The sequence below is a fragment of the Mucilaginibacter sp. McL0603 genome, assembly GCF_049992945.1.
In the GTDB taxonomy this organism is placed as follows: Bacteria; Bacteroidota; Bacteroidia; order Sphingobacteriales; family Sphingobacteriaceae; genus Mucilaginibacter.
In genome coordinates, this window is sequence record NZ_CP188251.1 from 5,287,115 (window position 1) to 5,312,823 (window position 25,709).

At 40.2% G+C, this 25,709-nt stretch carries 22 protein-coding genes; 9 read left to right on the forward strand and 13 right to left on the reverse strand.

Annotated elements, in window-relative coordinates; translation table 11 throughout:
* Together fabF and ACPPVU_RS24200 are read right to left on the reverse strand one after the other, a co-directional pair.
* Window positions 1-1,254, reverse strand: coding sequence for a beta-ketoacyl-ACP synthase II (fabF, locus tag ACPPVU_RS24195; protein ID WP_426669308.1), 1,254 nt, complete (start codon window positions 1,252-1,254; stop codon window positions 1-3).
* 19 nt (window positions 1,255-1,273) lie between these two features.
* Window positions 1,274-1,510: an acyl carrier protein gene (locus ACPPVU_RS24200; RefSeq protein ID WP_008508386.1), complete on the reverse strand. Its 237-nt coding sequence runs from the start codon at window positions 1,508-1,510 to the stop codon at window positions 1,274-1,276.
* A gap of 146 nt (window positions 1,511-1,656) precedes the next feature.
* On the opposite strand from ACPPVU_RS24200, the gene ACPPVU_RS24205 reads away from it, so the two are divergent.
* From ACPPVU_RS24205 to ACPPVU_RS24240, 8 genes are all read left to right on the forward strand, one after another.
* Window positions 1,657-2,082, forward strand: a complete 426-nt coding sequence (locus ACPPVU_RS24205) for an IPExxxVDY family protein (RefSeq protein ID WP_426669309.1) — start codon at window positions 1,657-1,659, stop codon at window positions 2,080-2,082.
* A gap of 77 nt (window positions 2,083-2,159) precedes the next feature.
* Window positions 2,160-3,596 carry a pyruvate kinase gene (pyk, locus tag ACPPVU_RS24210; protein ID WP_426669310.1) on the forward strand — a complete coding sequence of 479 codons (1,437 nt, stop codon included), beginning with the start codon at window positions 2,160-2,162 and terminating at the stop codon, window positions 3,594-3,596.
* Between the two features lie 592 nt (window positions 3,597-4,188).
* Complete coding sequence (locus ACPPVU_RS24215) at window positions 4,189-7,515, forward strand: vitamin B12-dependent ribonucleotide reductase (RefSeq protein WP_426669311.1); 3,327 nt, start codon at window positions 4,189-4,191, stop codon at window positions 7,513-7,515.
* A gap of 179 nt (window positions 7,516-7,694) precedes the next feature.
* On the forward strand, window positions 7,695-7,919 hold the full coding sequence (locus tag ACPPVU_RS24220) for a DUF433 domain-containing protein (protein WP_426669312.1): 225 nt from the start codon (window positions 7,695-7,697) through the stop codon (window positions 7,917-7,919).
* Window positions 7,916-8,263: a DUF5615 family PIN-like protein gene (locus ACPPVU_RS24225; protein ID WP_426669313.1), complete on the forward strand. Its 348-nt coding sequence runs from the start codon at window positions 7,916-7,918 to the stop codon at window positions 8,261-8,263. The genes ACPPVU_RS24220 and ACPPVU_RS24225 overlap by 4 nt, the downstream gene beginning before the upstream one ends.
* Before the next feature lie 117 nt (window positions 8,264-8,380).
* The gene (locus tag ACPPVU_RS24230) at window positions 8,381-8,908 is read left to right on the forward strand and encodes a DinB family protein (protein WP_426669314.1); all 528 of its coding nucleotides are present in this window, start codon (window positions 8,381-8,383) and stop codon (window positions 8,906-8,908) included.
* A gap of 272 nt (window positions 8,909-9,180) precedes the next feature.
* Entirely contained in the window at window positions 9,181-9,312 is a 132-nt protein-coding gene (locus tag ACPPVU_RS24235; RefSeq protein WP_426669315.1) for a hypothetical protein, read from the forward strand.
* Between the two features lie 5 nt (window positions 9,313-9,317).
* Window positions 9,318-9,638, forward strand: coding sequence for a hypothetical protein (locus tag ACPPVU_RS24240; RefSeq protein WP_426669316.1), 321 nt, complete (start codon window positions 9,318-9,320; stop codon window positions 9,636-9,638).
* A gap of 89 nt (window positions 9,639-9,727) precedes the next feature.
* Here ACPPVU_RS24240 and ACPPVU_RS24245 read toward each other — a convergent pair whose 3' ends face one another.
* From ACPPVU_RS24245 to ACPPVU_RS24275, 7 genes are all read right to left on the reverse strand, one after another.
* Complete coding sequence (locus ACPPVU_RS24245) at window positions 9,728-10,156, reverse strand: SPW repeat domain-containing protein (RefSeq protein ID WP_426669317.1); 429 nt, start codon at window positions 10,154-10,156, stop codon at window positions 9,728-9,730.
* Window positions 10,157-10,287: 131 nt separating this feature from the next.
* Complete coding sequence (locus tag ACPPVU_RS24250; RefSeq protein ID WP_426669318.1) at window positions 10,288-10,653, reverse strand: hypothetical protein; 366 nt, start codon at window positions 10,651-10,653, stop codon at window positions 10,288-10,290.
* A 130-nt stretch (window positions 10,654-10,783) separates the two neighbouring features.
* A complete protein-coding gene (locus ACPPVU_RS24255; protein WP_426669319.1) occupies window positions 10,784-12,427 on the reverse strand; it encodes an energy transducer TonB in 1,644 nt (547 codons plus the stop codon).
* Between the two features lie 3 nt (window positions 12,428-12,430).
* Complete coding sequence (locus ACPPVU_RS24260) at window positions 12,431-12,802, reverse strand: BlaI/MecI/CopY family transcriptional regulator (RefSeq protein ID WP_426669320.1); 372 nt, start codon at window positions 12,800-12,802, stop codon at window positions 12,431-12,433.
* A 157-nt stretch (window positions 12,803-12,959) separates the two neighbouring features.
* Window positions 12,960-14,519, reverse strand: a complete 1,560-nt coding sequence (locus ACPPVU_RS24265; RefSeq protein WP_426669321.1) for a M20/M25/M40 family metallo-hydrolase — start codon at window positions 14,517-14,519, stop codon at window positions 12,960-12,962.
* 163 nt (window positions 14,520-14,682) lie between these two features.
* Window positions 14,683-15,375 carry a response regulator transcription factor gene (locus tag ACPPVU_RS24270; protein ID WP_426669322.1) on the reverse strand — a complete coding sequence of 231 codons (693 nt, stop codon included), beginning with the start codon at window positions 15,373-15,375 and terminating at the stop codon, window positions 14,683-14,685.
* A gap of 10 nt (window positions 15,376-15,385) precedes the next feature.
* Window positions 15,386-17,224, reverse strand: coding sequence for a sensor histidine kinase (locus tag ACPPVU_RS24275; protein WP_426669323.1), 1,839 nt, complete (start codon window positions 17,222-17,224; stop codon window positions 15,386-15,388).
* Between the two features lie 214 nt (window positions 17,225-17,438).
* Here ACPPVU_RS24275 and ACPPVU_RS24280 point away from each other — a divergent pair, with 214 nt between their 5' ends.
* Window positions 17,439-18,323, forward strand: coding sequence for a T9SS type A sorting domain-containing protein (locus ACPPVU_RS24280; protein ID WP_426669324.1), 885 nt, complete (start codon window positions 17,439-17,441; stop codon window positions 18,321-18,323).
* 55 nt (window positions 18,324-18,378) lie between these two features.
* Here ACPPVU_RS24280 and msrB read toward each other — a convergent pair whose 3' ends face one another.
* The 4 genes from msrB to ACPPVU_RS24300 all read right to left on the reverse strand — a co-directional run bounded on the left by msrB (window position 18,379) and on the right by ACPPVU_RS24300 (window position 25,694).
* Complete coding sequence (gene msrB / locus ACPPVU_RS24285; RefSeq protein ID WP_426669325.1) at window positions 18,379-18,885, reverse strand: peptide-methionine (R)-S-oxide reductase MsrB; 507 nt, start codon at window positions 18,883-18,885, stop codon at window positions 18,379-18,381.
* A gap of 625 nt (window positions 18,886-19,510) precedes the next feature.
* Window positions 19,511-22,111, reverse strand: a complete 2,601-nt coding sequence (locus ACPPVU_RS24290) for a ligase-associated DNA damage response DEXH box helicase (RefSeq protein WP_426672228.1) — start codon at window positions 22,109-22,111, stop codon at window positions 19,511-19,513.
* Window positions 22,112-22,373: 262 nt separating this feature from the next.
* Complete coding sequence (locus ACPPVU_RS24295; protein WP_426669326.1) at window positions 22,374-22,706, reverse strand: hypothetical protein; 333 nt, start codon at window positions 22,704-22,706, stop codon at window positions 22,374-22,376.
* A gap of 126 nt (window positions 22,707-22,832) precedes the next feature.
* Window positions 22,833-25,694, reverse strand: a complete 2,862-nt coding sequence (locus ACPPVU_RS24300; RefSeq protein WP_426669327.1) for a M16 family metallopeptidase — start codon at window positions 25,692-25,694, stop codon at window positions 22,833-22,835.
* Between the last annotated feature and the right edge of the window lie 15 nt (window positions 25,695-25,709).

Consider the following 25,709-nt stretch of genomic DNA (forward strand, 5'->3'; position numbering starts at 1 on the left):
TTAATCTTCGTACTTTTTAAATATTACCGAAGCGTTATGTCCTCCAAAACCAAATCCATTGCTTTGTGCTACCTTCACTACTCTTTTCTGAGCGGTGTTAAACGTAAAGTTTATTTTAGGGTCAAAAGCCGGATCATCAGTAAAGTGATTGATGGTTGGTGGTATAATATCGTATTTGGTAGCTAATATAGCGGCAATAGCCTCAACAGCGCCTGCGGCACCCAGCAAGTGGCCCGTCATTGACTTGGTCGAACTGATATTAATGCGATAAATATCATCGCCAAAAGTATCCATTATCGCTTTAACTTCCTGAGGGTCACCAATGGGTGTGGATGTTCCGTGAACATTCACATAATCTATATCAGAAGGCTTTAAACCTGCGTCTTCCAGTGCTGCTTTCATTACTAATGCTGCGCCAAGCCCGTCAGGATGAGGGGCTGTCATATGATAAGCATCAGCACTCATGCCTCCGCCAACCATTTCAGCATAAATTTTTGCACCACGTGCCTTTGCATGTTCTAATTCTTCCAAAATGATCGTCCCGGCACCTTCACCGGCTACAAAACCGTCACGGTCGAGATCGAACGGACGCGATGCTGTAGCAGGATCATCATTGCGGGTTGATAAAGCATGCATGGCATTAAAACCACCGATACCTGCTTCATTAATGATCGCTTCAGAGCCCCCGCTTATAAACATATTAGCTTTACCCAACCGGATATAGTTAAATGAATCAATAAGCGAATTGTTTGACGATGCACATGCGGATACCGTAGTGAAGTTTGGCCCGCGTAAACCGTATTTGATAGAGATATGGCCAGGAGCTATATCTGCTATCATCTTCGGAATAAAGAATGGGTTAAAACGTGGTGTTCCATCGCCTTTGGCAAAGTTAACCACCTCGTCTAAAAAGGTTTTTAAACCGCCGATACCTGATCCCCATATCACACCGATACGGTTGGTATCCAGCTTTTCAAAATCTAAACCTGCATCTTTTACAGCTTCCTCTGTTGAGAATAAGGCATACTGTACAAACGGATCAAGTTTGCGGGCGTCTTTACGGCCCAAAAAAGCATCTGCATCAAAGTTTTTTACTTCGCATGCAAACTTGGTTTTGAAATTAGTGGTATCAAAACTTTTGATCAAGGCTGCGCCACTCACCCCATTTATCAACGAGTTCCAATATTCAGGAACGCTGTTGCCAATTGGAGTAAGTGCTCCAAGCCCGGTTATTACAACTCTTTTAAACTCCATTTAGAAAAATTAGGGAGTTCTATTTAACGTTTTTCTCAAGGTAAGCGATAGCCTGACCTACTGTACCTATAGTTTCAGCCTGATCGTCAGGAATAGCCACGTTAAATTCTTTTTCAAACTCCATGATTAATTCCACGGTGTCTAACGAGTCAGCACCAAGATCATTGGTGAAGCTAGCTTCAGGTGTTACTTCACTTTCGTCAACACCTAATTTTTCTACGATAATAGCTTTTACTCTTGAAGCGATATCAGACATACTCTTTATAGTTTAATGATTAATAAAAATTCAGTGCAAAGAAAAATAAAATCTATCAAATATCAAATCTAAAAACTTTTGTATTATACAAGTAACAATATTTTATTGCTAGGGTTTCAATTTGTATTTTTGGCGGTGTAAAAGTAGTGATTTTGAACAGGAAAACTTTAAAGTTTGAGATCGATCTTGATTTTGTGTTAATTGCTATCACAACTTCGCTAAAAGATTATCGTATTTGCTGCCTGATTAATAAATATTTAAACTTCAATTTTTCGAAAAGCGCTGATCTTGAGGTGGATATTCTGCAGGGATCAGAGCCGGTATTCTTCTCGCTATACCAATATCATTGGGAAGCCAGCGAAACAGATTTTTATTTTATAGCTAATAAAGGATCAGATGGCTACCTTGTGCCCGAAATGCGAAGGGCAGATTATTTTTTAATGATAAAGAATTATATCGACGATGACGACCTGGAAAAGCTTGTAACAGCGCTTAATAGGATACCCGAAATTGTTGCAGCCGTAAAGATTGATCCAAAAAAAATTAAATCACGCGAAAATCTTTTATTTTAGCGCCAAATTTTAGAAGTGTATCAATTACACTATTTTTTCACAAATAGAAAAACAGACCCCGTTTAAACCTGATAAATATGAAATTATCCTACAACCGTACTAAAATTGTCGCCACAATGGGTCCTGCATCAACTAATAAAGATACTTTATTAGCTATGATAAAGGCTGGTGTAAATGTATGCCGCCTCAATTTTTCGCACGGAAAAGCCGAAGACCACCAAAAAACCATTGATACTATTCGTGAAATAAACGAACAATATAAAATAAACGTAGGTATCCTTGCCGACTTGCAGGGCCCGAAAATTCGTATAGGATTGGTAAAAGATGGCGGTATTCACTTGATTAACGGTACGCAGATAAATATTACTACGCACGAGTGCATTGGTGATGACAACCGTATATATATCACGTATGATACTTTCCCACAGGACGTAAAACCCAATGAGATCATTTTATTGGATGACGGGAAAATACAGATGCGCGTAATAGAGACCAACAGAAAAGACAGCGTGCTTTGTGAAGTAGTACATGGTGGTATATTAACATCGCGTAAAGGTGTTAACCTGCCTAATACCAAAGTATCTATCCCAAGTTTGACCGAAGAAGACCTGGTAAACCTGGAGTTTGCATTACAAAATGATGTGGAATGGATAGGCCTTTCATTTGTTCGTACGGCTGAAGATATTGTTGAGTTGAAACGCATTATTGCACGCAGCGGTAAAGCAGCACGAGTAATTGCTAAAGTTGAAAAGCCAGAAGCTATTGATAATATTGATGGCATTATTGCTGCAACAGACGGCGTAATGGTGGCCCGTGGTGACCTGGGTGTTGAAATGCCGCTTGAAGAAGTGCCTTTATTGCAAAAGATGATCGCACGTAAATGCCGTGCGGCTTCAAAACCGGTAATTGTTGCTACTCAGATGCTTGAGTCAATGATCACTACTCCCCGCCCAACGCGCGCTGAAGTAAATGACGTGGCCAACTCTGTATTGGATGGCGCAGATGCAGTAATGCTAAGCGGTGAGACTTCAGTTGGCGAATTCCCGGTCATTGTTATTGAAACAATGGCGAAAATTGTAAGGAATGTTGAAGAATTAGGATATCCCTATAATACTACTATTGAACCAGAGACACCACCAGTACCAGCTAATTATTTAAGCGATGCTTTATGCGGCTCGGCAGTTTACCTGGCCGAACACACTAATGCTTGCGGGATCGTTTCTATGACGGTATCCGGCTATACAGCTTTCCAGATATCAAGCCACAGGCCAAAAGCAAGCACTTACATTTTTACATCCAACAAAAACTTATTGAATGCGCTAAGCCTTGTTTGGGGTGTAAAAGCGTTTTATTATGATAAACTTGAAAGTACCGATCAAACTATCAGTGATGTGAATGAAATACTTAAATCAGAAAATCTGATCGAAGCAGGTGATGTAATCATTAATACCGCTTCGGTGCCAATCACCAAACAAGGCAAAACCAATATGCTTAAAGTGAGTGTTGTTGAGTAACAGTTGACAGTTTTCAGTACGCAGTTAGCAGTACAAGACTTCTTAAATATAGCGAGTACGGTATGCAGTAAATTTTAAAAGCTGCATACTGCCCACTCCAAACTGCAAACTCCTTAATAGACTTCCGCCTGGCATACTTTTATAAACAACTTATCAAGGTTTACAAAGTAGTATTCCCAGTAAATTTCTATCATCTTCCTCATTTCCGTAACCTTTGATGTCTTGTTTTAAAGAGAAAAAAACGTTATTTTAGTTTAATTATTATTTAATTTTTTCGATAAATAATGTCTTTTCAGCGCCTGCTCCGACATTCTTTAACTGACATTATATTTTAATTAAAAGGTATTGGTTTTTTAATCGAATAACATAACAAAATTAAGCGAAAAAGTTTGATATTTTTTGCATTTTTTAGTTTTCAACAAACGCAACCAACTGTTAAACAAATGCTTACAACGTGTTATTTATAATAATAAGCTTTGACTTCACACGTTGTGGAAAACTCTGAATTGAATAGCGTTAATGAGAATAATAAATTTGATTAAAAACCCCTAAGGATTTTTTAACAATATAATAACTTATAATACACATAGATATGGGCAAACACATTTCAAAAAAAGCAACCGCTCCGGGCGGAAAAGGGCTAAAGGTTGACAGATACTTTAGCAAAGAAGGAAAGAACGTATATGATCTATTCAAATACGAGAAGCGCTCTTCGGTAATACGCAACCCATCAGGTGACGCTGTATTTGAAATGAATGACGTTGAAGTACCGGCTTCATGGTCGCAGGTAGCAACCGATATCCTGGCGCAAAAATATTTCCGCAAGGCAATGGTTCCGCAGCCTGATGGTACAACCGGTTCTGAAAAAAGCATTAAGCAGGTTGCCCACCGTATGGCTAATTGCTGGAAAGACTGGGGAATGCGTTATGGCTATTTCGCATCAAAAAAAGATGCCGAAATATTTTATGACGAAATCGTGTACACTATTGTTGGTCAGCTGGCTGCACCAAACTCTCCGCAGTGGTTCAATACCGGCTTACATACCTCATACGGCATCACTGGCAAGCCGCAGGGGCATTATTATGTTGATCCTATTACCGAAGTATTAAGTAAATCTACTTCAGCTTACGAACGCCCTCAGCCACATGCATGCTTCATCCTGTCAGTTGAAGATGATTTGGTTAATGAAGGCGGTATCATGGACCTTTGGGTTCGTGAAGCACGTATTTTCAAATACGGTTCAGGCGTAGGTACTAACTTCTCCAAGATCCGTGGTGAAAATGAAAAATTATCAGGCGGAGGCTATTCTTCAGGCTTAATGTCATTCCTTAAAATAGGTGACCGCGCCGCAGGCGCTATCAAATCGGGTGGAACTACCCGCAGGGCCGCCAAAATGGTTTGTCTTGATCTGGACCACCCTGAAATTGAAGGATTCGTAAACTGGAAAGTTGAAGAAGAAAAGAAAGTTGCTGCTTTAATAGCGGCTGGCTATTCTTCAGACTATGAAGGCGAAGCTTATCGTACCGTATCTGGTCAAAACTCAAATAACTCTGTTCGTGTACCTAACAACTTCTTCCATGCATTGCGTGAAGGAAAAGATTGGGAACTGAAAGGCCGTATGAATGGCAAAGTTGTAAAAAGCATCTCATCCCAAAAATTGTGGGACGATATCGCTTTTGCAGCATGGGCCTGTGCCGATCCGGGTATACAGTATGACAGCACCATCAACGAGTGGCATACTTGCCCTGAAGGTGGCCGTATCAATGCTTCTAATCCATGCTCCGAGTACATGTTTTTGGATAATACTGCATGTAACCTGGCGTCAATTAACCTGGCTCATTATTTTAATGAACATACCCGCGTTTTTGATGTAAAAGGCTTTGAGCATTCATGCCGTATCTGGACCATCGTACTGGAAATATCAGTATTGATGGCGCAGTTCCCTTCAAAAGAGGTGGCACAACTTTCATATGATTACCGCACACTTGGTTTGGGTTATGCCAACTTAGGTTCGGCCTTAATGGTAAACGGTATTCCTTATGACAGCGATAAAGCACGTGCTATTGGTGGTGCAATTACCGCTATCATGACCGGTACTGCATATGCCACTTCAGCAGAGATGGCTCGTGAGTTAGGTCCGTTTAGCCGTTACGAAGAAAATAAAAAACACATGCTGCGTGTAATGCGTAACCATCGTTATGCGGCATATAATTCAACCGAGAACTACGAAAACCTGGAAATCCATCCTCCGGGCATCGACCAAAAATATTGCCCGGATTACCTGCTTTCAGCAGCATGCAATGCATGGGACAAGGCTGTTGAAATGGGTGAGCAATATGGTTACCGCAACGCACAAACTACTGTTATTGCACCAACAGGCACTATCGGCTTAGTAATGGATTGCGATACTACAGGTATTGAGCCTGATTTTGCTTTGGTTAAATTCAAAAAATTATCAGGTGGTGGTTATTTCAAGATCATCAACCAGGCTGTACCTGAGGCTTTGAAAAACCTGGGTTACCAGGAGCATGAAGTTACTGCCATAGTAAATTATGCAAAAGGTTCTGCAAGTTTAATAGGTGCACCACATATTAATGTGGACACGCTGAAAGCAAAAGGCTTTACCAGTGATGAATTGGAAAAACTGGATAAAGGTTTGGTATCTGCATTTGAGATCAGCTTTGCATTCAACATCTGGTCCTTAGGCGAAGAATGTTTGAAACGTTTGGGATTAACCTCCGATCAATATAATGCATCTGATTTTAATGTATTGCGTTCATTAGGGTTCACCAAAAAACAAATTGCTGAAGCCAACGAATACATCTGTGGTACCATGACCCTTGAGGGTGCTCCATATTTAAAAACCGAGCATTACCCGATATTTGACTGCGCTAACAAATGCGGAGCCAAGGGCGAGCGTTATATCCATGCTCATGGCCACATCAAAATGATGGCAGCGGCGCAGCCTTTCTTATCCGGCGCTATTTCAAAAACCATCAACCTGCCAAATGAGGCTAAGGTGGAAGAAATAAAAGATTGCTACGAACTTTCATGGACATTAGGGTTAAAAGCTAATGCACTTTATCGCGATGGCTGCAAACTTTCTCAGCCATTATCAACCAAATCAGATAAGAAAGAAGATGCGGAAGATAAATTGGATTCTGTTGAAGAAGTTTTGGGCGAGGCAGCTAATGTTAAGCTAAGTGACCTTACCTCTGAGCAAGTGATCGAAGCTGCAATAGCGATCATGGAAAAATCAAAGGACACGAACTTTATGCGCCAGTTGTCAAGAGTGGTACAAAAGAAGAGCCTGCCTTACAAACGCCGTGGCTATACTCAAAAAGCCAGCATCGACGGGCAAACTGTATTTGTACGCACAGGTGAATATGAAGATGGTACACTGGGCGAGATCTTCGTGGATATGCACAAAGAAGGTGCAACTTTCCGTTCATTGATGAACTGCTTTGCTATCGCTGTGTCAGTTGGTTTGCAATACGGCGTACCACTTGAAGAATACGTAGAGAAATTTACTTTCACCCGTTTTGAACCTGCAGGTATGGTGATAGGACATGCTAACATCAAGAGCTCGACTTCTATTATCGATTATATTTTCAGGATGCTGGGTTATGAATATCTTGACCGCACCGACCTTGTACATGTTATAACTGAACAAAAAGGTGTAATAGGCAACCCGCAAATGGAAGATGAGGACATCAATCCTGATACCAGCAATGTTTACCAGCCTGCTCCTGAAAAAGTAACAGCAAATACCGGTAGCAAGAAACAAGGTCTGAGCCTTGACCTGAGCATGGGTGTGCAAAGCGATGCACCATCATGCAACGTATGCGGTCATACAACTATACGTTCTGGCACTTGCTATAAATGTTTAAACTGCGGCAACTCTATGGGTTGCTCTTAATAGCTGAAAAGAAAGACTGCCCGTAGCAGTGTGAAAACGTAAAGAAGCAAGCTATTAGTAAAATTGGCTATTATGCTCAGTTTTATAATGGTTAATGTGTGTGAGCCCTGCTGAAAAGCGGGGCTTTTTTGTAAAGACGTGTACCATTATAATTTTCTTCAAATTATGTATATTTGTATATGAACAACTGGAGAGAACGCATCACTACTGATCCTGCACAATGCGGAGGAAGGCCTTGCATAAGAGGTATGCGAATTCGCGTTGTTGATATACTTGATCTTCTTGCTTCGGGTCTGACACAAGAACAAATACTACAAGAACTTCCAGATCTTGAGCCTGGCGATATTGAAGCCGCTTTAAAATATGCAGGAAGTAAACTTGACCACGCCATTATAGCTGCATGACCATTTGGGTAGATGCGCAGTTATCCCCTTTTATAGCTGCATGGATAAATACTAATTTTCCTGAACTGTCTGCAAGATCTCTACGTTCCTTAGGTTTAAGAGATGCCAAAGATTATGAGATATTTCTACAAGCGCGGGAAGCCGATGTTGTACTTATGAGTAAAGATCAGGATTTTGTCAAACTAATTGAACTACATGGAGTACCGCCAAAATTAATATGGATAACGTGCGGTAATACTTCAAATGCAATTATGTGTGAAATCCTTCGAACTACATTGCCGCAGGCTATCGCTTTGTTGAGCAAACAAGAAAATATCGTAGAAATTAGTAATAAACAGTTATAGATAAACCGTATTCCTTGCCTATTATAACTCAACATTACCTTTCCAAATCCACGCTGTCTTATTCGGTAAAATATTCTCTAACTTAGATATATAAATCAAACCTAAAATATTAAAATCATGAAAAAACTAACCCTACTATTTACCTTACTGGTAACAGTTTTTACTTGCGTTACGGTACGCGCCCAGGGAAGTAAAGACCAGATGATTGCCGACTGGCAACGGGCAAAAGAATACACCAAAAAATATTTAGATGCAATGCCAGAGGATGGCTATGCCTTTAAACCAACCCCTGAAATGAGGACATTCGCCGCCCAAATGCTGCACCTTACTGATGGCAATTATGGATTAGTTGGCGCTGCAACAGGCAAACCAAATCCGCTTGGTAAGGTATCTGCAGAGAAAACTATTGCACAAACAAAAGACGCGACTACAAAAGCAGTAATGGATAGCTATGATTACGTGATCAGCGCGTTGCAAGGTATGTCCGTGGAGCAACTGCAGCAAACTGTAAAAGGCGGCGGAAAAGAATTACCCAAATATGTTTTAATCAATAAAGCATTTGAGCATCAAACACATCACCGCGGGCAGGCAGTGGTTTATCTGCGTCTGAAAGGTGTAACCCCTCCGCCGGAAATGCTGTTTTAAAGGAGAATATTTTAACCAAAAAGGGAGTTGCTTTAAAACCGACTCCCTTTTTTATTTAGTGCAATTTTTACAGGCACTAAAAAAATATATTCCTGTTAATCTTCTTTCAACCGCAATTTAAAGCTTACCTTACCAGAAATCGACTTTATAGTCTGCAAAGGCCCGCTTTATACTGCTACGGTAATCCTTTCCTACTTTCTAAATTGACCACATAAATACTTTGATTTTCAAGCTGTTGAGCTGTGAAAAAATAGATCTTAAATAGTATAACCATGAGCAAAGACCGAAAAATGATTAAAGACAAGAAGAAACCCGCTAATCCGCTTGGCAAAAAAGCGCCTTCTGATTATCAGACAGGGAAATCTTCTTCATCAAGAATGGACTTACCAGAAAAGAAAAAATAGAAAACATGACGATTAAAACATTAGAGTTCCAGGCAAAAGAATATGTGTATGATCTAAAAAATTGTGCAAGTGAATTTGGTTTTAATAACCAGGAAGGCTGGCAATTCAGTTTGGTTACCGACCAGGAAAAGACAAAAATCGAAAAGGACTATTATCCTACTATCTCTGCGCATCCGGCACAGGAAGTATTATTTGAGTTTCTGAGAATGGTAAAAGATAAATTGACGCTTCCTCTAAATAAAGAGGAATATGGCTTCGACCCAAATTCAGCTATTCACAAAAATATAAGGCACCTTATTGCTTTTAATCCTAAAATGCATCGTTAACAGATGCGATAGGTGACCAGGTAACTATAAAACAAAAAAGCAGATATTCTTCATATCTGCTTTTTTTATGTCGTTTCGATAATTGCTTATTAGTGTGCCATTGGCTCGTCTACATCGCTTGTGCTAGTCGTTAAGCCATCGCCAAACACATGTTCAGGTGCATCTGTAAAAGGAGACTGCTTAGTAAATATTCCAAGGAAAAATACCAGGCCTCCTAACAATAATTGTGGCAAAAATACATGTGATGAATAACCATAAACAAAAGGTGAAGCCATCAGGAAAGAGCCGCCAACTACATCAATAAAGCAATGCATAGACACCGGGAACACATTCATGAAACCGAATTTATGTTTGCTGAAAATAGCCATGATCAATTGCAGCCAGCCAAATATCAGCGGCAGAAACAATGACGCACCGCCCACATGTGAAAAGCCAAACAGCCATGGTGACGCCATTAATGTTATAGCGACAACGTAGTTTAAAAATCCGTAAGTTGATGTTGATATAAAGGGTTTCATCTTTTTAATATGTTGATAGCGCAAAATTAATGTTTATTCTAAAGTTTACAACTCAAACTTAAAGCTTTTACAATAAAAGAGCTGTTAACCTATCCATAGATAGCCCCGGCTCATCAAATCAGCCCCAATATTTATTGAATTGCGACCTTTTTCTTCATAATTAATGAAGCAATAAACGCAAAAAGACCGATTATAATACCCGATATTATCCCGATAAAAGGGGCAATAATCAGCATATCTATTTTCGGATGCGTAGGGAAAATTGGGTACTGCTGAGACATTTTTAACACACTTGTATGATGAGTAATATAGGTGTTATAAAAAACAAAATGAGCGGCGGTGATCCAAACACAATTAAACAAGCCCAGAAAATAGCCATGCCAAAAGTATTTTTTGCTAGCTCTTTTCGCAATGATGTAGGCACAAAAGATAAAAATCATCACCCAAAAAACAGGTTCAATCTTTTCCGGAATTAGAGATATAGTGCCAAAAGCCATTATCAATCCAAAGACCGATAATTGAAATATGAGTTTCCAGTTCATGTGATGAGGGTTTATTTTGTATAAATATAAAACTTTTAGAAATGACTAAATTAATGGAATACATAACCTGCTGATGAATCAGAAATTACTTTTGGGCTGAAATTTTTGTGCTAATAACCACAACTCCATTCAATGCCTTTTTACCATATAAATCAACGTAGCCATCAATCTCAGGACTGCTTTTTACTAACCTAAGTGATTCAATAGTATTGGGATCTAAGTTATTTAGATTAGCTATTTCTTTTCCGTCCAAAACAAATAAAGGATTCATTTGGGTATCCAACCCTATAATCGTAGTGCCGGTGGTTCTAACTGTGTCTTTTGGGGCGGCAGTATAAACAGGCTTGTAATCAGATGACTCCTTATTACTTACAATTGCTGATGCAGTATCCTTCAAAGTTCCGTTTACAATTGTAAAATTTATCGGGAGCGTATATCTTACCCTAACCTTTTGCCCATTTTGATAACCCGGCTCCCATTTGGGGGACAATTTCAGTACACGTATAGCCGCTGCCGCTGCACCACCGCCAATATCTTTTACTGCTTTTATATCCGTGAGTGAGCCGTCTTTCTCAACCGTTAACGAAATAAATACTTTACCCTGGATATTTTTTTGAAGCATGGCATCAGTATATTGTAAGTTTTTGCTCAAAAAATTATAGAATTCAGATATTCCGCCTTTAAATTCAGGCATCACTTCTACCGTCATTAAGGTATGATCTTCCTCTGTTTTGTTTGGCTCTTTGTCTTCGGCAAGCGTAAATGTGCTTTCTACGGAATCCTTAATAATGTTAGCAGCAGGAACAGGAGGTGCGGGCCTATTGACAATTACAGTTTTAACTGACGTAGCAGGTGTCGAGAACATCTCTTCAATTTTTTTATTGATCAATCTAATCGTTTTGCTTTTGCTTATAGTAACCGACGATAGTACCAACATTAAAACAAATAAGGGTACAAGCAGGCAGTACTTTAATAATGAAATATAATGGGAACGATTCTTTTGAAGCATAATGATCCGCTGCTTCAGCAAGCTATGGTTAAAAAATGGATTTACCAGCTGATGAGTGGGCGCTTTTATAGTTTGACTAAGCAACAGCATCGCATATTCTGCTATATCAACTCCATCATCCAATGCCCGCCTGTCTGCTATAAACTCATGAATGTGTTTTATTCCGAACCGGTAGTAATATACGACAGGGTTAAACCAGTTAATAATTGCCACGATCTCTATCAGGATCACATCTGCAGAATGCCATTGATCTGCGTGTACCTGTTCATGCGCTACTATTATAGTCTGATCGCCTGAGTTTGTTCCTAATCTGATACTCTTAAAAAAAGAAAAAGCGCCAGACTCTTCGGGTTCATCTATTACCTTTTTAAGTGATACTAATTGCCAGATAAACTTAATGATCAGGACCGCTGCACCTAATGAGTAAACGATCGTCAATATTTGTCCGATAGTAAAATGATGTTCTTCAATTGATTTAATATGATAAACCATTATAGGCGCACTATAAAGTGCAATGGTATGCTGTACCTTCTGGGTAATAAATAGATTTTTTACCCAATCCGAATGTATAACAGGTATAAAAAATGATAATAAAGCTGATGATACGAGGTAAATGCGGTTAAGATGGAAAAAGGTTTCCCTGCGAAGCAACAATGTATAAAACCCGTAAAACAATACCAGGTAAAGGTTTACCAGTAATAAATATTGCCACCAGCTCATTGCTTATTTTTCTTTAAGTTTTTCAATCAGCTTCATGATTTCGTCGGCTTCCTTCAAGTCAATTTTCTCCTTTTTTACAAAGAAAGAAAACATGTGCTTCACTGAATTATCAAAGTATCCGCTTAATAATTTTTCTGTAGCAAATCCCTGGTATTGCTCTTTACTGATGATCGGAAAGTATTCATGGCTTTTTCCGAATGCGGTATGATCTACAAAACCTTTTGTTTCGAGGATACGGATAAATGTGGATACTGTATTATAAGCCGGTTTTGGCTCGGGCAAAGTATCGATCACATCTTTCACAAACCCTTTTTTTAGCTGCCACAATACCTGCATTATCTGCTCTTCCGCGCGGGTTAATTCTTTTATTTCCATGATTTTATAAGATTCTGAAGTCTGGTTATTCTGCACTGATCTAATTGGTTAATCTAAGTTATTAATAAAAACATAAAAAGCAACTAACGCCTTAGTTTTTTTCAATAAAAAAACTCCCGTTTTTAGCGGGAGTTTCATTTAAAACCTACTTTTATTCCTAGTTGGTTCCTTGCGCCTTCGGAAGTTCTTTTCTTGGTATCATTTCCTGTCTCTGCGAGGTATTATAAACAAATGAAGCAACTATTGTTGCCGCCTGTTTCAGGTCATCCTCACTTAGGCGATCATAAGTATCCTGGTTACTGTGATGCGTACGTGTGCCATAGTCCATAGCGTCCTGTATAAACTGGAAGCCCGGTATACCTACTGCATCAAATGATTGGTGATCAGTTCCTCCTGTATTTCTGATGGTAATAGTACTTGCACCAAGATCTTTAAAAGGCTCAAACCATGGCTTGAAAACCGGTCCGGCTGATGAATCGCCCTGCAGGTAGATACCTCTTATTTTACCCGTCCCGTTATCCAGGTTATAATATGCCGAAATTTTTGCCTGTTCGGGTTTTAATTCCATTGTTTTAGGATCACCGAAGTGATTAAGCACATATCCGCGTGAGCCGAACAAGCCCTGCTCTTCTGAACTCCATAAAGCGATACGAATAGTACGTTTGGGTTTAAAGTCGATCGCTTTTAATATGCGCATTACCTCCATCATTACAGCGCTGCCTGCGGCATTATCCGTTGCACCAGTTGCTCCGTGCCATGAGTCAAGATGCCCGCCTATCATCACTACCTGATCTTTTAATTTTTTATCAGTTCCAGGTATTTCAGCTACTACATCATATCCCTGCAAGTCGTCAGTAAAGAATTGGGTTTTTATGTCAGCTTCCATCTCTACTTTTTGCCCGGCTTTTAACAAACGCAGTATACGCTGGTAATCTTCGCCGCTGGTTTCCAGTTCAGGCAGAGCTGCCTTAGCAGTATCCGCATAAGATGCACCATTGGTAGTAAATACCGTACCATCGGTACCACGTGCCATGCTCAGTATAAGGCTTACATTTTCTTTCTCAAAGAAAGTGTTCATGGCAGCACGTAAAGCACGTGTTTTTTGCATGGCAATAAACTGTGGTGAATTACGGTCCATTGCCCGGCGCTGATTTGGCTGAGCCGTCGCCTTAGCCATTTCTTCCAGTTCTGCATCAGTATATCGTGCAAGATCCGGTTTGGTGCTGCGGGTCAGCTTGGTATTATTGTCAATGATCACAATTTTACCGGCCAGTTTGCCTTTGTAATTGTTCAGGTCGGTGATGCTATCAGCTTTTACTAATACCACATCGCTTTTTACCTGGCCGTTGGTACTTGATGTCCATGCTTTTGGTATGGCGATGATAGCATGATAATATGGAACTGTAATAGCAGCATAGTTTTTCTCTACTTCCCAGCCTTTACCAAATTTACCCCATGGCTCCAGTTTGGCATTAGCTAAGCCCCAACTTTTTAATTGGTTAACCGCCCAGTTTTGGGCGCGTTTAAGGCCCGGAGACCCGGCCAGTCGCGGACCGGCAACATCGGTAAGGTAAAAGGCGGTTTCCATTACTTTTGAACGGTTGAGGCCTTCATCGCGGATCTTTTGAACCGCTGCCTGGTCTACAGGTTCCTGTGCAAAAACAGAACCCGCTATTCCGGCAATTAATAAGCTGGAAAAAAGTAGTTTTCTTTTCATTTCAGATCAGTTTTGATTGAGATAAACAAACTTATCTATTTTAAGCTAAATTACTCCAACCTCATATTAACAAACTTGTTGCATAGACTGTGGTTTCGAAACGAGTCTGGACAATAAAAATACGCCATCAATCCAGAACGGAATTAAGCTCTTAGGTGAGACCTTAATTAATCAGCAACTTATATCCCCTGCCGTGCACATTAATAATTTCCACACTTGGATCATCTTTCAGATACTTACGAATCTTGCTCAGGAAAACATCCATACTGCGACCATTGAAGTAGTTATCATCGTGCCAGATATTGAGCAGGGCTTCCTCGCGTGTGAGCACCTCATTCTTACGGAGACAAAGTAAACGCAGCAGTTCAGCCTCTTTTGTAGATAGTTTTTGTTGCGCGTCGCCTGCAGATATCATCTGCGAGGTGTAATCAAAGCTGTACCGGCCAATTTTAAAATGGGTTTGTTTTTCTTCTTCGCTTTTCTCACTGTTGTTCACCCTCTTCAATAAGGCATTTATCCGCAGTAAAAGCTCCTCTATCCTGAAGGGTTTGGTAATATAATCATCCCCACCAAGATTAAAGGCTTGTGTCTTATCCTCAATCATACCCTTTGCGGTAGCAAAAATAATAGGCACATGGGCGTTAAATTTCCTGATCTCTTTGCCTAAAGTAAACCCATCCTTTTTTGGCATCATTACATCCAGTATCAGCAGATCAAAGTTTTGCCTGGTAAATGTTTTCAGGCCTTCTTCACCATCCTTGCATAAAATAACTTCAAATTTTCCCTTTAGCTGCAGGTAATCCTGTAAAAGTAAACCAAGGTTCGGATCATCCTCAACTAATAATATTTTTTTCATGCTATGTGGTTTATGCCGAGTGGAATTTTAGTTCGAACTCCGAGCCTTTTTCTTTTTCTGATTTAACGCTTATAGTACCGTTAAGCTTCTTTACGATGGTATTAACATAACTTAATCCTAAACCAAAGCCTTTTACATCGTGCAAATTGCCTGTCGGGATACGGTAGAACTGTTCAAATATTTTGGTCTGCTGGTCACGGTTCATGCCTATCCCCTTATCTGCTACACGGATAACTACCTCACCATTCTTATTGAATGTGCTGATAGTAATCTCCGGCACTTCGGGACTGTATTTTATAGCATTATCGATCAGGTTATAAAGCACGTTTGAAAAATGAAGTTCATCAGCCTCGATCATTGCCTTTTCAGCATCGAGGTTGAGGTGAGCGATAACATTATGCTTTTGTAATTTAAGCGCCATGCTATCGAGCACTGTAGTCACCATCTCATTAACATCCAGCTGCTTTATATCCAGTTTCAGATCATTCTTTTCTATCCTGGCAATATTCAATACACGTTCTATGTGATTGCCTAATCGTTGGTTTTCTTCGAATATAATATTAGCGAGTCTTGCAACGCGACTTTTATCTTCAACAATCTCCTTATCCCTCAATGCTTCACTGGCGATCATGATGGTTGATACCGGTGTTTTAAACTCGTGGGTCATGTTATTGATAAAGTCCATTTTCATTTCAGATATTTTTTTCTGCCTGATGATAGAGAAAATAGTGTATCCGAAACAAATAATCAGAACTAACAGCAGCGCTCCTGAAGTAGCCATTGAGGCCGTCATTCTGGTAAGGATCAGAGAATTCTTTTTAGGAAAAGATATTTTGATCTTACCAGGGTCACTGATCACCTGCTTACCAAAGATAGACACCTGGTAAGTGTTAGCCGGTATAAAGTCTGCTTTTTCATCGCTGGTATAGGTGGTACTTGTGAAAATCAGCGAATCACTATTAAAAGTACTTACCGAGTAATCGAAAGGCAGAAAGATTCCTTTATTATGAAGTTCAAAACGTAGCAGCGAATCAATCCAAAACGGACTAAGACGCTTCTTCAACGGCTCATTTGATTTCTGATATTCATCTGCCAGGTTCTCAATTACGTTAGCTTTACCACCTTTCTGTATATTTTGCAGCGAATCATCTTCGAGCATTTTCTTTACTTCGTTAAATCTGCGCTCGCTTTTTTTGCGATCCTGTTCATGTACCCAAAACGGATTTATCTGCACTACGGGTATTACCTGTTTACCAAATTGCGGGTCGATATAATCAACCAATAAAGTATCGTACTTGTGCAGTTTGGTAGGCTTTTTTGTAAATGCCGGATTAGCCGGGCCCCTCACTATTTTGGGGTCAGTCATACGTTGATGAATATTGCCAAATTCATCTGTATACTCTTCATACCTGAAATGAAGATTTAATTCGCCTGCCTGGGCCATATTAAAAAACTCTTCATCCAGTTTGTTGCTTAGTATTACTTTTTTAAGGCTATCACGCAACAAATTCAATCTCCGTTCGCGTGCAGTCAGTTTTCTTTTTTCTGGCTTGGTAATAAAAGTTTTTATCGTACTATTTTCAGTATTATTTACAAATGAACGGTGGTTTGCAATATTCCCCGGTTTAAATTGTTGATCGAATATCTGCGCCTTTTTATTTAAAAAATTAAGAGCGTCGCGCTTTACCAACTTGCTTACCACATTATTTAACGCATCATTAACTGAACGGTCAAAAAGATCGGATTGCATCTGATAAGATTGCCTCAAAAAATACAACTGCATGGACATTACACCTAAAAGTGCAAATCCCATTAAACCAATAATAAAACCTATACTCTTTTTCTTCATTCCTTAAAAAACAAAAATATTTTAAATAAACGCAACGCGCTTGCATTTAACACTTTTTAACATCTGATGTCAAAGATTTAACATCTTGTAATAGAATAGCTTGTTAACTTTGATTTATTCAAATTTAACCAAAATCACATGAACCATCATGAGCTAATATTAAAATCAGGCTGCTCATGATAGCTTCATTTCCACTTAAAAACAAATTACTGCAATGAAAAACTATTGGATAAAACCCGGTTTCGAATTCATTTTTGCCTTAAGCCTCATTGTTATTATGGCGTTGCCCCCTTTGGTTTTTGCCCAGGGCACAAAGGATATGGAAATAAAAATAACCAATGGCGATACAACCATCAATGGGAAAAACATCAAAGAACTTTCTGCGGATGACCGCAACCAAGCCTTGAAAGATATTGGAAACCTGGGAGGGCCGGAAAGTATCGGGCAGCAGCATATCATCATCAAGAAAAGAGGGGCTTCCGATACAGTTTCTAAAAGCATCGTTATAGAGGACCGTCATTTCAGAATTGACAAAGAGCCAGAAATGGCAAATATGCCCGGCTTTGGGAAAGATACCACTGGGCGTATGTTCAGATTCAGGATGAAAAGAATGGGTGGCAAGGATTCAACCTTTACTTATGACTACAAGTTAAATGGAGACAGATTTAGAGACCGTGATTTTGACTTCCCGACGCGGGACCGTGAAATGAGATCTTATCGGCACAGAAATGTCCAGCGTTTTGAATATACCAATACCGGGAGCGATGGCATTGATACCTATGTCAGTTTTAGAGTATCTGACGTATCGCCTGAAAAATTGAAAGCCATTACCGGTAGCGAAAAAGCAGAGCTGGAAATAAAAGACCTTAACCTGGTACCAGAATTTTCTTCAGGTAAAACTTTACTGATGTTTGGCCTTACATCAAAATCCGTTGCAGAAGTAAAACTAACCGACAATGACGGCAAGTTAATATGGAGCGATAAAGCCATGAATGGCAGCTTTAATAAAAGCTTCGTGCTTGGCCTGAATGGAATTTACTTTCTGCAAATAAAACAGGGCGGAAAAACTGCACTAAAAAGAATAATGAAAGATGAATGATCAACCGATAGTTTAATAATAGAAAAGGCCCTCAACGGGCCTTTTCTATTATCCATTATTTTGCTTTAACAAATTTCAGGGCGTACGAATCAAGGCAATAACGTAACCCTGTTGGCGCAGGCCCGTCATCAAATACGTGCCCGAGGTGCAAACCGGTACTACGCTCTACTACCTCATCGCGCACCATACCATCCGAATAATCTTTTATGATCATAATTGCCTTGGGATCTATCGGTTTGAAAAAACTTGGCCAACCCGTACCCGAATCATATTTAGCATCCGAGCTGAATAAGGGTTGCCCTGTGGCGGCGCTCATGTAAGTTCCCTTTTCATGATTGTCCCAATACGGATTATGAAACGGAGGCTCGGTACCTTTGTTTACCATGATCTCATAGGCATCCGGTGATAGCACCGTTTTCCAATATGGATTTGGCTTTGCTCCGGGAAACTTTTTTACGTCTTCGGAACTCCCTGGAACAACCTTTCCGCTTGATTGCGCATGGCCACAGGCACTCACTATAATCATCAGTAAGGCTGCAATAATTACATTAGTTTTTTTCATATTTTTTATCAAAATCTCGTATAATTTTTTATTATATTTATTAGTAGAAACTTCTCACGAAACCTTACAAATTAATTATCAAAATTAAGTCATTAAGCATATTCTTTTATGCATTTGGCATGGTTTTGTGTTGATATAGTGTAAAATATAAAGGCCTTATTTAGCATGTTTAAATACCGCTAATATAAGGCTGATTATCAATCATATGTCGGGGAAAAATTTACCCGAAAAAGTATACTATTGATTTTTTTGTAGAACATAATACCCGAATTTTTAAACTACTTCTTTTGCTCTGGCATGGCAAAAGTGTCTGATTGATCTCTAAAGGGCTTTTTAAATAAGAGGCATAATAATTGCCTTATTTCTTTACCATAAATCAAGACCATGAACACATACACAGTAGTAGGCGTTATCATCACAGTTTTACCGATCATCTTAATTATTGCAACAGTAATTATAAGAGGAAAAAAACTGTTTGATTAATCAGTCTTTTAAATCTTAAAATTAAATTTTAAGAAGAGCACTGCATCAGGTGCGGTGTGATTTTTCTTGTGATACAACCTAAACCTTCATATTTTCGCATAGCATTCTGTGTTTTTGCTTATTATGAGGGTTGTATCTCATCTTAGAATCCTCTTTTAGAGGGTTTATTTTTTCTATTGGATTTTTTGTTCTCCGGTTCGTCAATACCATCCATGTCGTAAGGCCTGGTCATTCTTGCTATGCGCTCTTCAAGCGTTTCAGTAGTTAATCTTTCACGCCCAAGACTATCAACCATAATAGGAAAAGCAAATGGCGTGGGCCGGTCTATCTCTTTGAGAATAATTGTTTGTGTAACTATTCGTTGCAGCGCCGCACGCAACCTGAACTCTTCCAATTGAAAAGCAAGGGCTTCGCTATAAGCCTGCCTTATCAATAAATTATTAGGCTCATACTCGCTAAATACATCGAAAAGCAGCGAGGTGGATGCTTGTAAATGTTTATTCTTTACCTGCTGACCGGGATAGCCAGTGAATACAAGTCCGCCTATATGCGCAATATCCCTGAAACGCCGCCTTGCCATCTCATTTGCATTGAGGCTATGAAGGATATCATCCAGCAAGTTATCTATAGAAAAAAAATCGTCATCTTCCAAAGCCATTTCAATGGGGATACGCTCATCGGCAAGGAGTTCAAATCCATAATCATTCATGGCGATAGAGAATGAGAACGGTTTTATTTTGGAGATGCGGTAAGCAAGTAATGAAGCCATTCCCTCATGCACTAACCGTCCCTCGAAAGGATAGAATATAAGGTGGTGCCCTTCGCGCGACATGAACGACTCGATCAAAAATTCATGGCTTTCGGGCAGATGCGATAATTGTTTCTGCAGTTCGAACAAAGGCTTAAGGGCGATCACCTCTTCATCATTTTCTATACCGTGCGCTACCTCGTCCAGCTTATCCCTGAAAACTGCTGAAAGTTGCGATGATAGCGGCATCCTTCCTCCCATCCAGCTTGGTATTAGTCCCTTTTTGGCGTTGGATTTTCTGACATAGGCGCTCATTTCCTTTACCCGGATAAACTCCAGGCTTTGTCCGGCAAACCAAAAATTGTCCCCCGGTTTTAATTTTGAAATGAAAGATTCTTCGATAGTTCCCAAACTTTTCCCGCTTAGCCATTTTACGCGGATACTCAAATCACTGGTAATAGTACCGATGCTTAACCGGTGGCGCATAGCTACCCTGCGACTTTTTACCTGGTACAGGCCATTATCAACTTCTACTTTCAAAAACTCATCATACTGCGCCAATACATTGCCGCCGTGTGTTACAAAATCAAGCAGTTCGCCAAACTCTTCCTTTTTCATATCAGCGAACGCATAGGTAGTCTTCACTTCATTAAAAAGCTCAGGCGCTCTAAACCCGTCCGAAACTGCCAGCGTAACCATGTATTGCACCAGCACATCAAAAGTGAGCAGCATAGGGTCACGGCTTTCAAAAATGCCTTGTTTAATACCCTGCTTTAAAGCGGCACCTTCCAATAGCTCTAATGAATGCGTGGGCACATAATACGCCCTCGATACAGCCCCAGGATGATGTCCGCTACGCCCTGCCCGCTGCATGAACCGGGCAACGCCTTTCGGACTGCCTACTTGTATCACCGTATCCACCGGACGAAAATCCACCCCCAAATCCAGGCTTGAAGTGCACACTACTACCTTTAAAGCCTCGGCATGCAGCGCCTGCTCAACCCAGTTGCGTAATTCATTATCAAGCGAGCCATGATGCATGGCCATAATACCAGCATACTCCGGGTAATTATCGAGTATGGCGTGATACCATATTTCCGCCTGTGACCGGGTATTGGTAAATATCAGCGTAGTTCTGCTTTTGGCAACGATCTCTATCACCTGCGGCAAAAGCTTTACCCCGATATGCCCTGCCCATGAGTAATTCTCTATATTTTCAGGAATGACAGATTTTATCACCAGCTTTTTATCAATATGAGCCCGAATCATTTTGATCTGATCTGCAGGAAAATCATTTCCTAACAACACATCTGCTGCTTGCTCTAAATTGCCTATGGTAGCGCTTATACCCCAGATTCTCAGTTGGCGGTTTGCAGTTTGCAGTTTGCTTTCTTTTCCAAGCTGATCACTGCCTACTGCCAACTGCGTACTGCCAACTAAAGCAAGGGTGCGAAGCCGTGAAAGGCCTAACTCCACCTGCACCCCACGCTTTGTACCCAACAACTCATGCCATTCATCGATCACGACTACCTGTAAGGATTGAAATATTTTGAAGTATTCTTTCTGAGCCAGCATCAGGTGCAGGCTTTCGGGTGTGGTGAGTAATACTTCGGGGAGTTTCTTTTTCAGTGCCTGTTTTTCAGCTGCGGGAGTATCGCCTGTACGCGTGCCTATCTTCCAGGGAATGCCGATCTCGTCGCACACTTCCTGCATTGCTTTTTTAATGTCATTGGTTAGTGCGCGGAGGGGTGTTATCCAAAGCATCATTAGGCCGTTGTTTGATCGCGTATCCCAGGTACCGGGGTTTTTGTTGATATAATCAGCCAGAAAAGGCAGAAACAAAGCAAAAGTTTTACCGCTGCCTGTGGGCGCATTTAGCAAACCAGAATAACCGCCAAGATAAGCCTCCTCCATTTCCTGCTGGAAAGGGAACTGGTGCCAGTTCTTGCGTTTGTACCATTCTGCTATAATTTGCTGTCCTGTAGTAATCACAATTCAACATACAATTTAAATAGCAGATTAGTTGTGGTTGCAAAATAAAAAATTGGTGTTCATGTTTTTTGCATGAACAGCGTGAACATACAAATGAACATCTGTAAATCAGCTATTTGCATTTTTATGCATGGTGACAAAATAGTGTCACCACTCTCCTGTAAGGAAGGTGTTAGGAGGGATATTTATTCTCGGATTGCATTTTCGCTTGTTTTTTAGTCGGGAATTAATAAATCTGGACTAGCACGACGATTATGTTATCCAATTACTTTTGAAATTCCCATTCTTTACGATCTGAATAATACACCATAGACCTAAAAAATCCGACCTGAAACGACACTACATATATTCCGCTATCTTTTGTTGTATTGTAATTTAACGGATAGTTATCAGGCAAATTCAGCTGCATATCTTCCAAATATTGGGGAAGCTTGTGATTCTTTTTCTTGTATGCTTCAACCCTTTGAACCAGATAGTTACCTTGATTTTCCAAATCATTTATTGCTTTACTCTTTATATAAAATGGTAAATAACAAACAATTAGAGATATTGCAACTATACAAATTACAACTATAAATATCCCCTTCTTTTTCATCATTATGGATATGTTATAAAAGCAGATATTGCTGTTTTATTTATGCTTGAATAAGAGTTTCTTCGTTGGTCCGGTTTTGCAACTCCGGATCAAAAATGCCGGAGATTTGCAATCCCCGGCATTAAACTCTTATTTCTTCTCAGGTAATAAAATCAATTTGATCAAATTATCACCACTCAAATATTTATTGGCAGCATCCTTAACAGTTTGAACCGTTACTTTATTCAGGTTTTGGATGTGGTGCAACACCGCATCCGGGTCTTCCTGGTTTTGAGATGTGGATGATAAATGTGCCTGCCAGAATGAATTTTCCTTTAACTGTACTTCGGTTGACCGGCTTTCTTCGGCAACAAATTTCTGAATATCCACTGCTTCAGGACCGTTCTGTTTGATCTTCCCTATTTCATCCAAAGCAGCTGCGATCAGTTTATCTACATTCTCCGGGGCACAGCCAAATACTATGGTAAAGTTGTACCTGCTGTTAGGCAGTTTCGCAAAGTTTGCCAATACACGTGGGGCATAAACACCGCCTTCTTTCTCGCGTAACCGCTCTATCAGTTTAATGTTCAATATTTCATTAAGCGCGTCTATCTGCAAGTTATTATTCTCGTTGTACTCATAATCTCCGGTAAATACCAACTCCACACTGCTCTTCTCACCAATACCTTTATATACTTTTTTGGTGATCTGTCCGGCAGGTGCATGGATTCCTAAATTTTTGTAACTCTCATCACGATTAGCGGAAGGCAACGAACCCAGATATTTTTCCAATAATGGTTTTATCTGATCCTCATTAAAACTACCTACAAGGGTAAAGACAAACCCGTTTGCATCAGCAAATCGTTCTTTATAAAAGCTGTAAGCTTTATCAAGATTAGCACTGTTCAGCAATTCTGCCGTTGGCACCATGCGGCGCAAATTGTAATTGCCCAAAGTGGCCGAAACCGTATCCTGGAACACGCTTGTAGGGTCAAGACTACGGTTAGCCAGCAATGATTTAGTTTCTGATATTTGTGACTGCCAGATATCTGCATCTTTACGCGGTTGGGTAAAATACAAGTACACTAACTGTAAGGCCGTTTCAAAGTCTTTAGGTGTTGAACTTCCATTAACGCCTTCCGCAGTTTCATGGATATAAGGTGCAACGTGGACATTTTTGCCGCTCATCATTTTATCCAGTTGGATCTGGTTAAAATCGGCTATCCCGCTACCACCTATCACTTCTGCAGCCATGTTCACCGAAGTAAAATCAGCATCGCTTGCCAGTGATGTACCACCGAAATGGTAGCTACTGATCAATATCTGGTCGTTTTTAAAAGTGGTTGGTTTCAATATCACTTTTACACCATTTGCAAAAGTGAGTGTAGTTGTATTAATAGATGTATCCTTTTTCTCTGAAACGATCTTTCCGGCTACCGGCTCTTTCGCCAGCAAAGGTTTGTTGCTCACTACATCAACATAAGCTGTTACATTTTTGCCTGCGTCACTTATCCAATCGAGCAGCGTTTTTTCGCTTGGTAGTTTGTCTTTTTCTTTCTCAGGGGCTTCAACCAATACCACACGATTTTTATCGCTGATATATTTACCGGCCAATGCATTAATGTCGCTTAGTTTGATCTGGCTGAAATTGTCTTTCTGGAAGTTGTATTCAAACTCAATCCCCGGAATAGCCTCTCCCTGTAAAAAGTTTTGTTGATACTCCTGTACAAAGTTTACCGACTTGGTTTTATCACGCTCCTTGTAAGCATTTTCTATTTGGATTAAAGCATCTTGCTTCGCACGTTCAAATTCAGTTTCAGTAAACCCGAACTTGCGCGCCTTTTCAGTCTCAGCAACGACAGCTTTTATTGCTTTCTCTAATTCTCCGGGCTTTGCAACAGCGATAGAGGTAAAGGCATCCTGGTGACCGATAAAACCACCGTAACCAGCCCTACCAAACAAGAATGGAGGAGCAGCCTGCTTGGTAAGCTCACCCAAACGTTCGTTCAGCATTGCATTGAATAATTGCACGCGCATTCCTTGTAGATAATCCTGCTTAGTGCGTGTTTTTTGCTCGGGATGTTTTACAACGATTTCAGCCAAAGTATAAGGGAACTCTTTATCAAGAGCAATTTTTACTACAGTACCGGGATTAGCCGGAACAGAATATTCGGTACGCGGCTTTTCATTAGCAGGGTTTTTCAGTTCCGAAAAATTATCTTTTATTAACTGCTCCACACGTTTAGGGTCGAAATCTCCAACTGCTATTACCGCCTGCAAATCCGGCCTGTACCAATCATGGTAAAAGCTTTTGATAGTTTCAGGCTTAAAGGTTTTCAAAATATCCTCTTTACCAATAGGCAAACGATCCGCATATCTCGAATTATTCAATAACGCAGGCAATATCTGGTGCTGTAAACGTTCCTGTGCGTTTTTACCACGCAGGCGTGCCTCTTCTAAAACCACACCACGCTCATCGTCAATTTCTTTTGGGTCGAAGGTTTGGTAACCTGCCCAGTTGGCTAATATATCAAACCCTTTTTCAAACACTTTAACGCTATCTGTAGGCAATGGAAGCTGATATATCGTTTCATCAAATGAAGTATAGGCATTCAGATCGGCGCCAAATTTCACACCAGCTTTTTGCAGATAATTTACCAGCTCATTCTTCGGGAAATCACGGGTGCCATTAAATGCCATGTGCTCGGTAAAGTGGGCCAATCCCTGTTGGTCATCCGTTTCCAATACCGAACCTACTTTGTTAACCAGGTATAGATCAGCCCTGTTTTTTGGCTCTGTATTTTTGCGGATATAATAAGTTAAGCCATTTGGCAACCTCCCGATGATCACATTCGGGTCAACAGGCAACAGGTTGCCTTTTATCTGGGTAGCCGCTGCAACGGGCTTTTCTTTAGGCGACGGAACAGGCTTTTTCTTTACCTGCGCAAACGAAACATTTGCCGCAACAAACAGTGCCAGGGCAGCTATAGAGAGTTTTCTATTGAAATTCATGAATAGTATTACGAT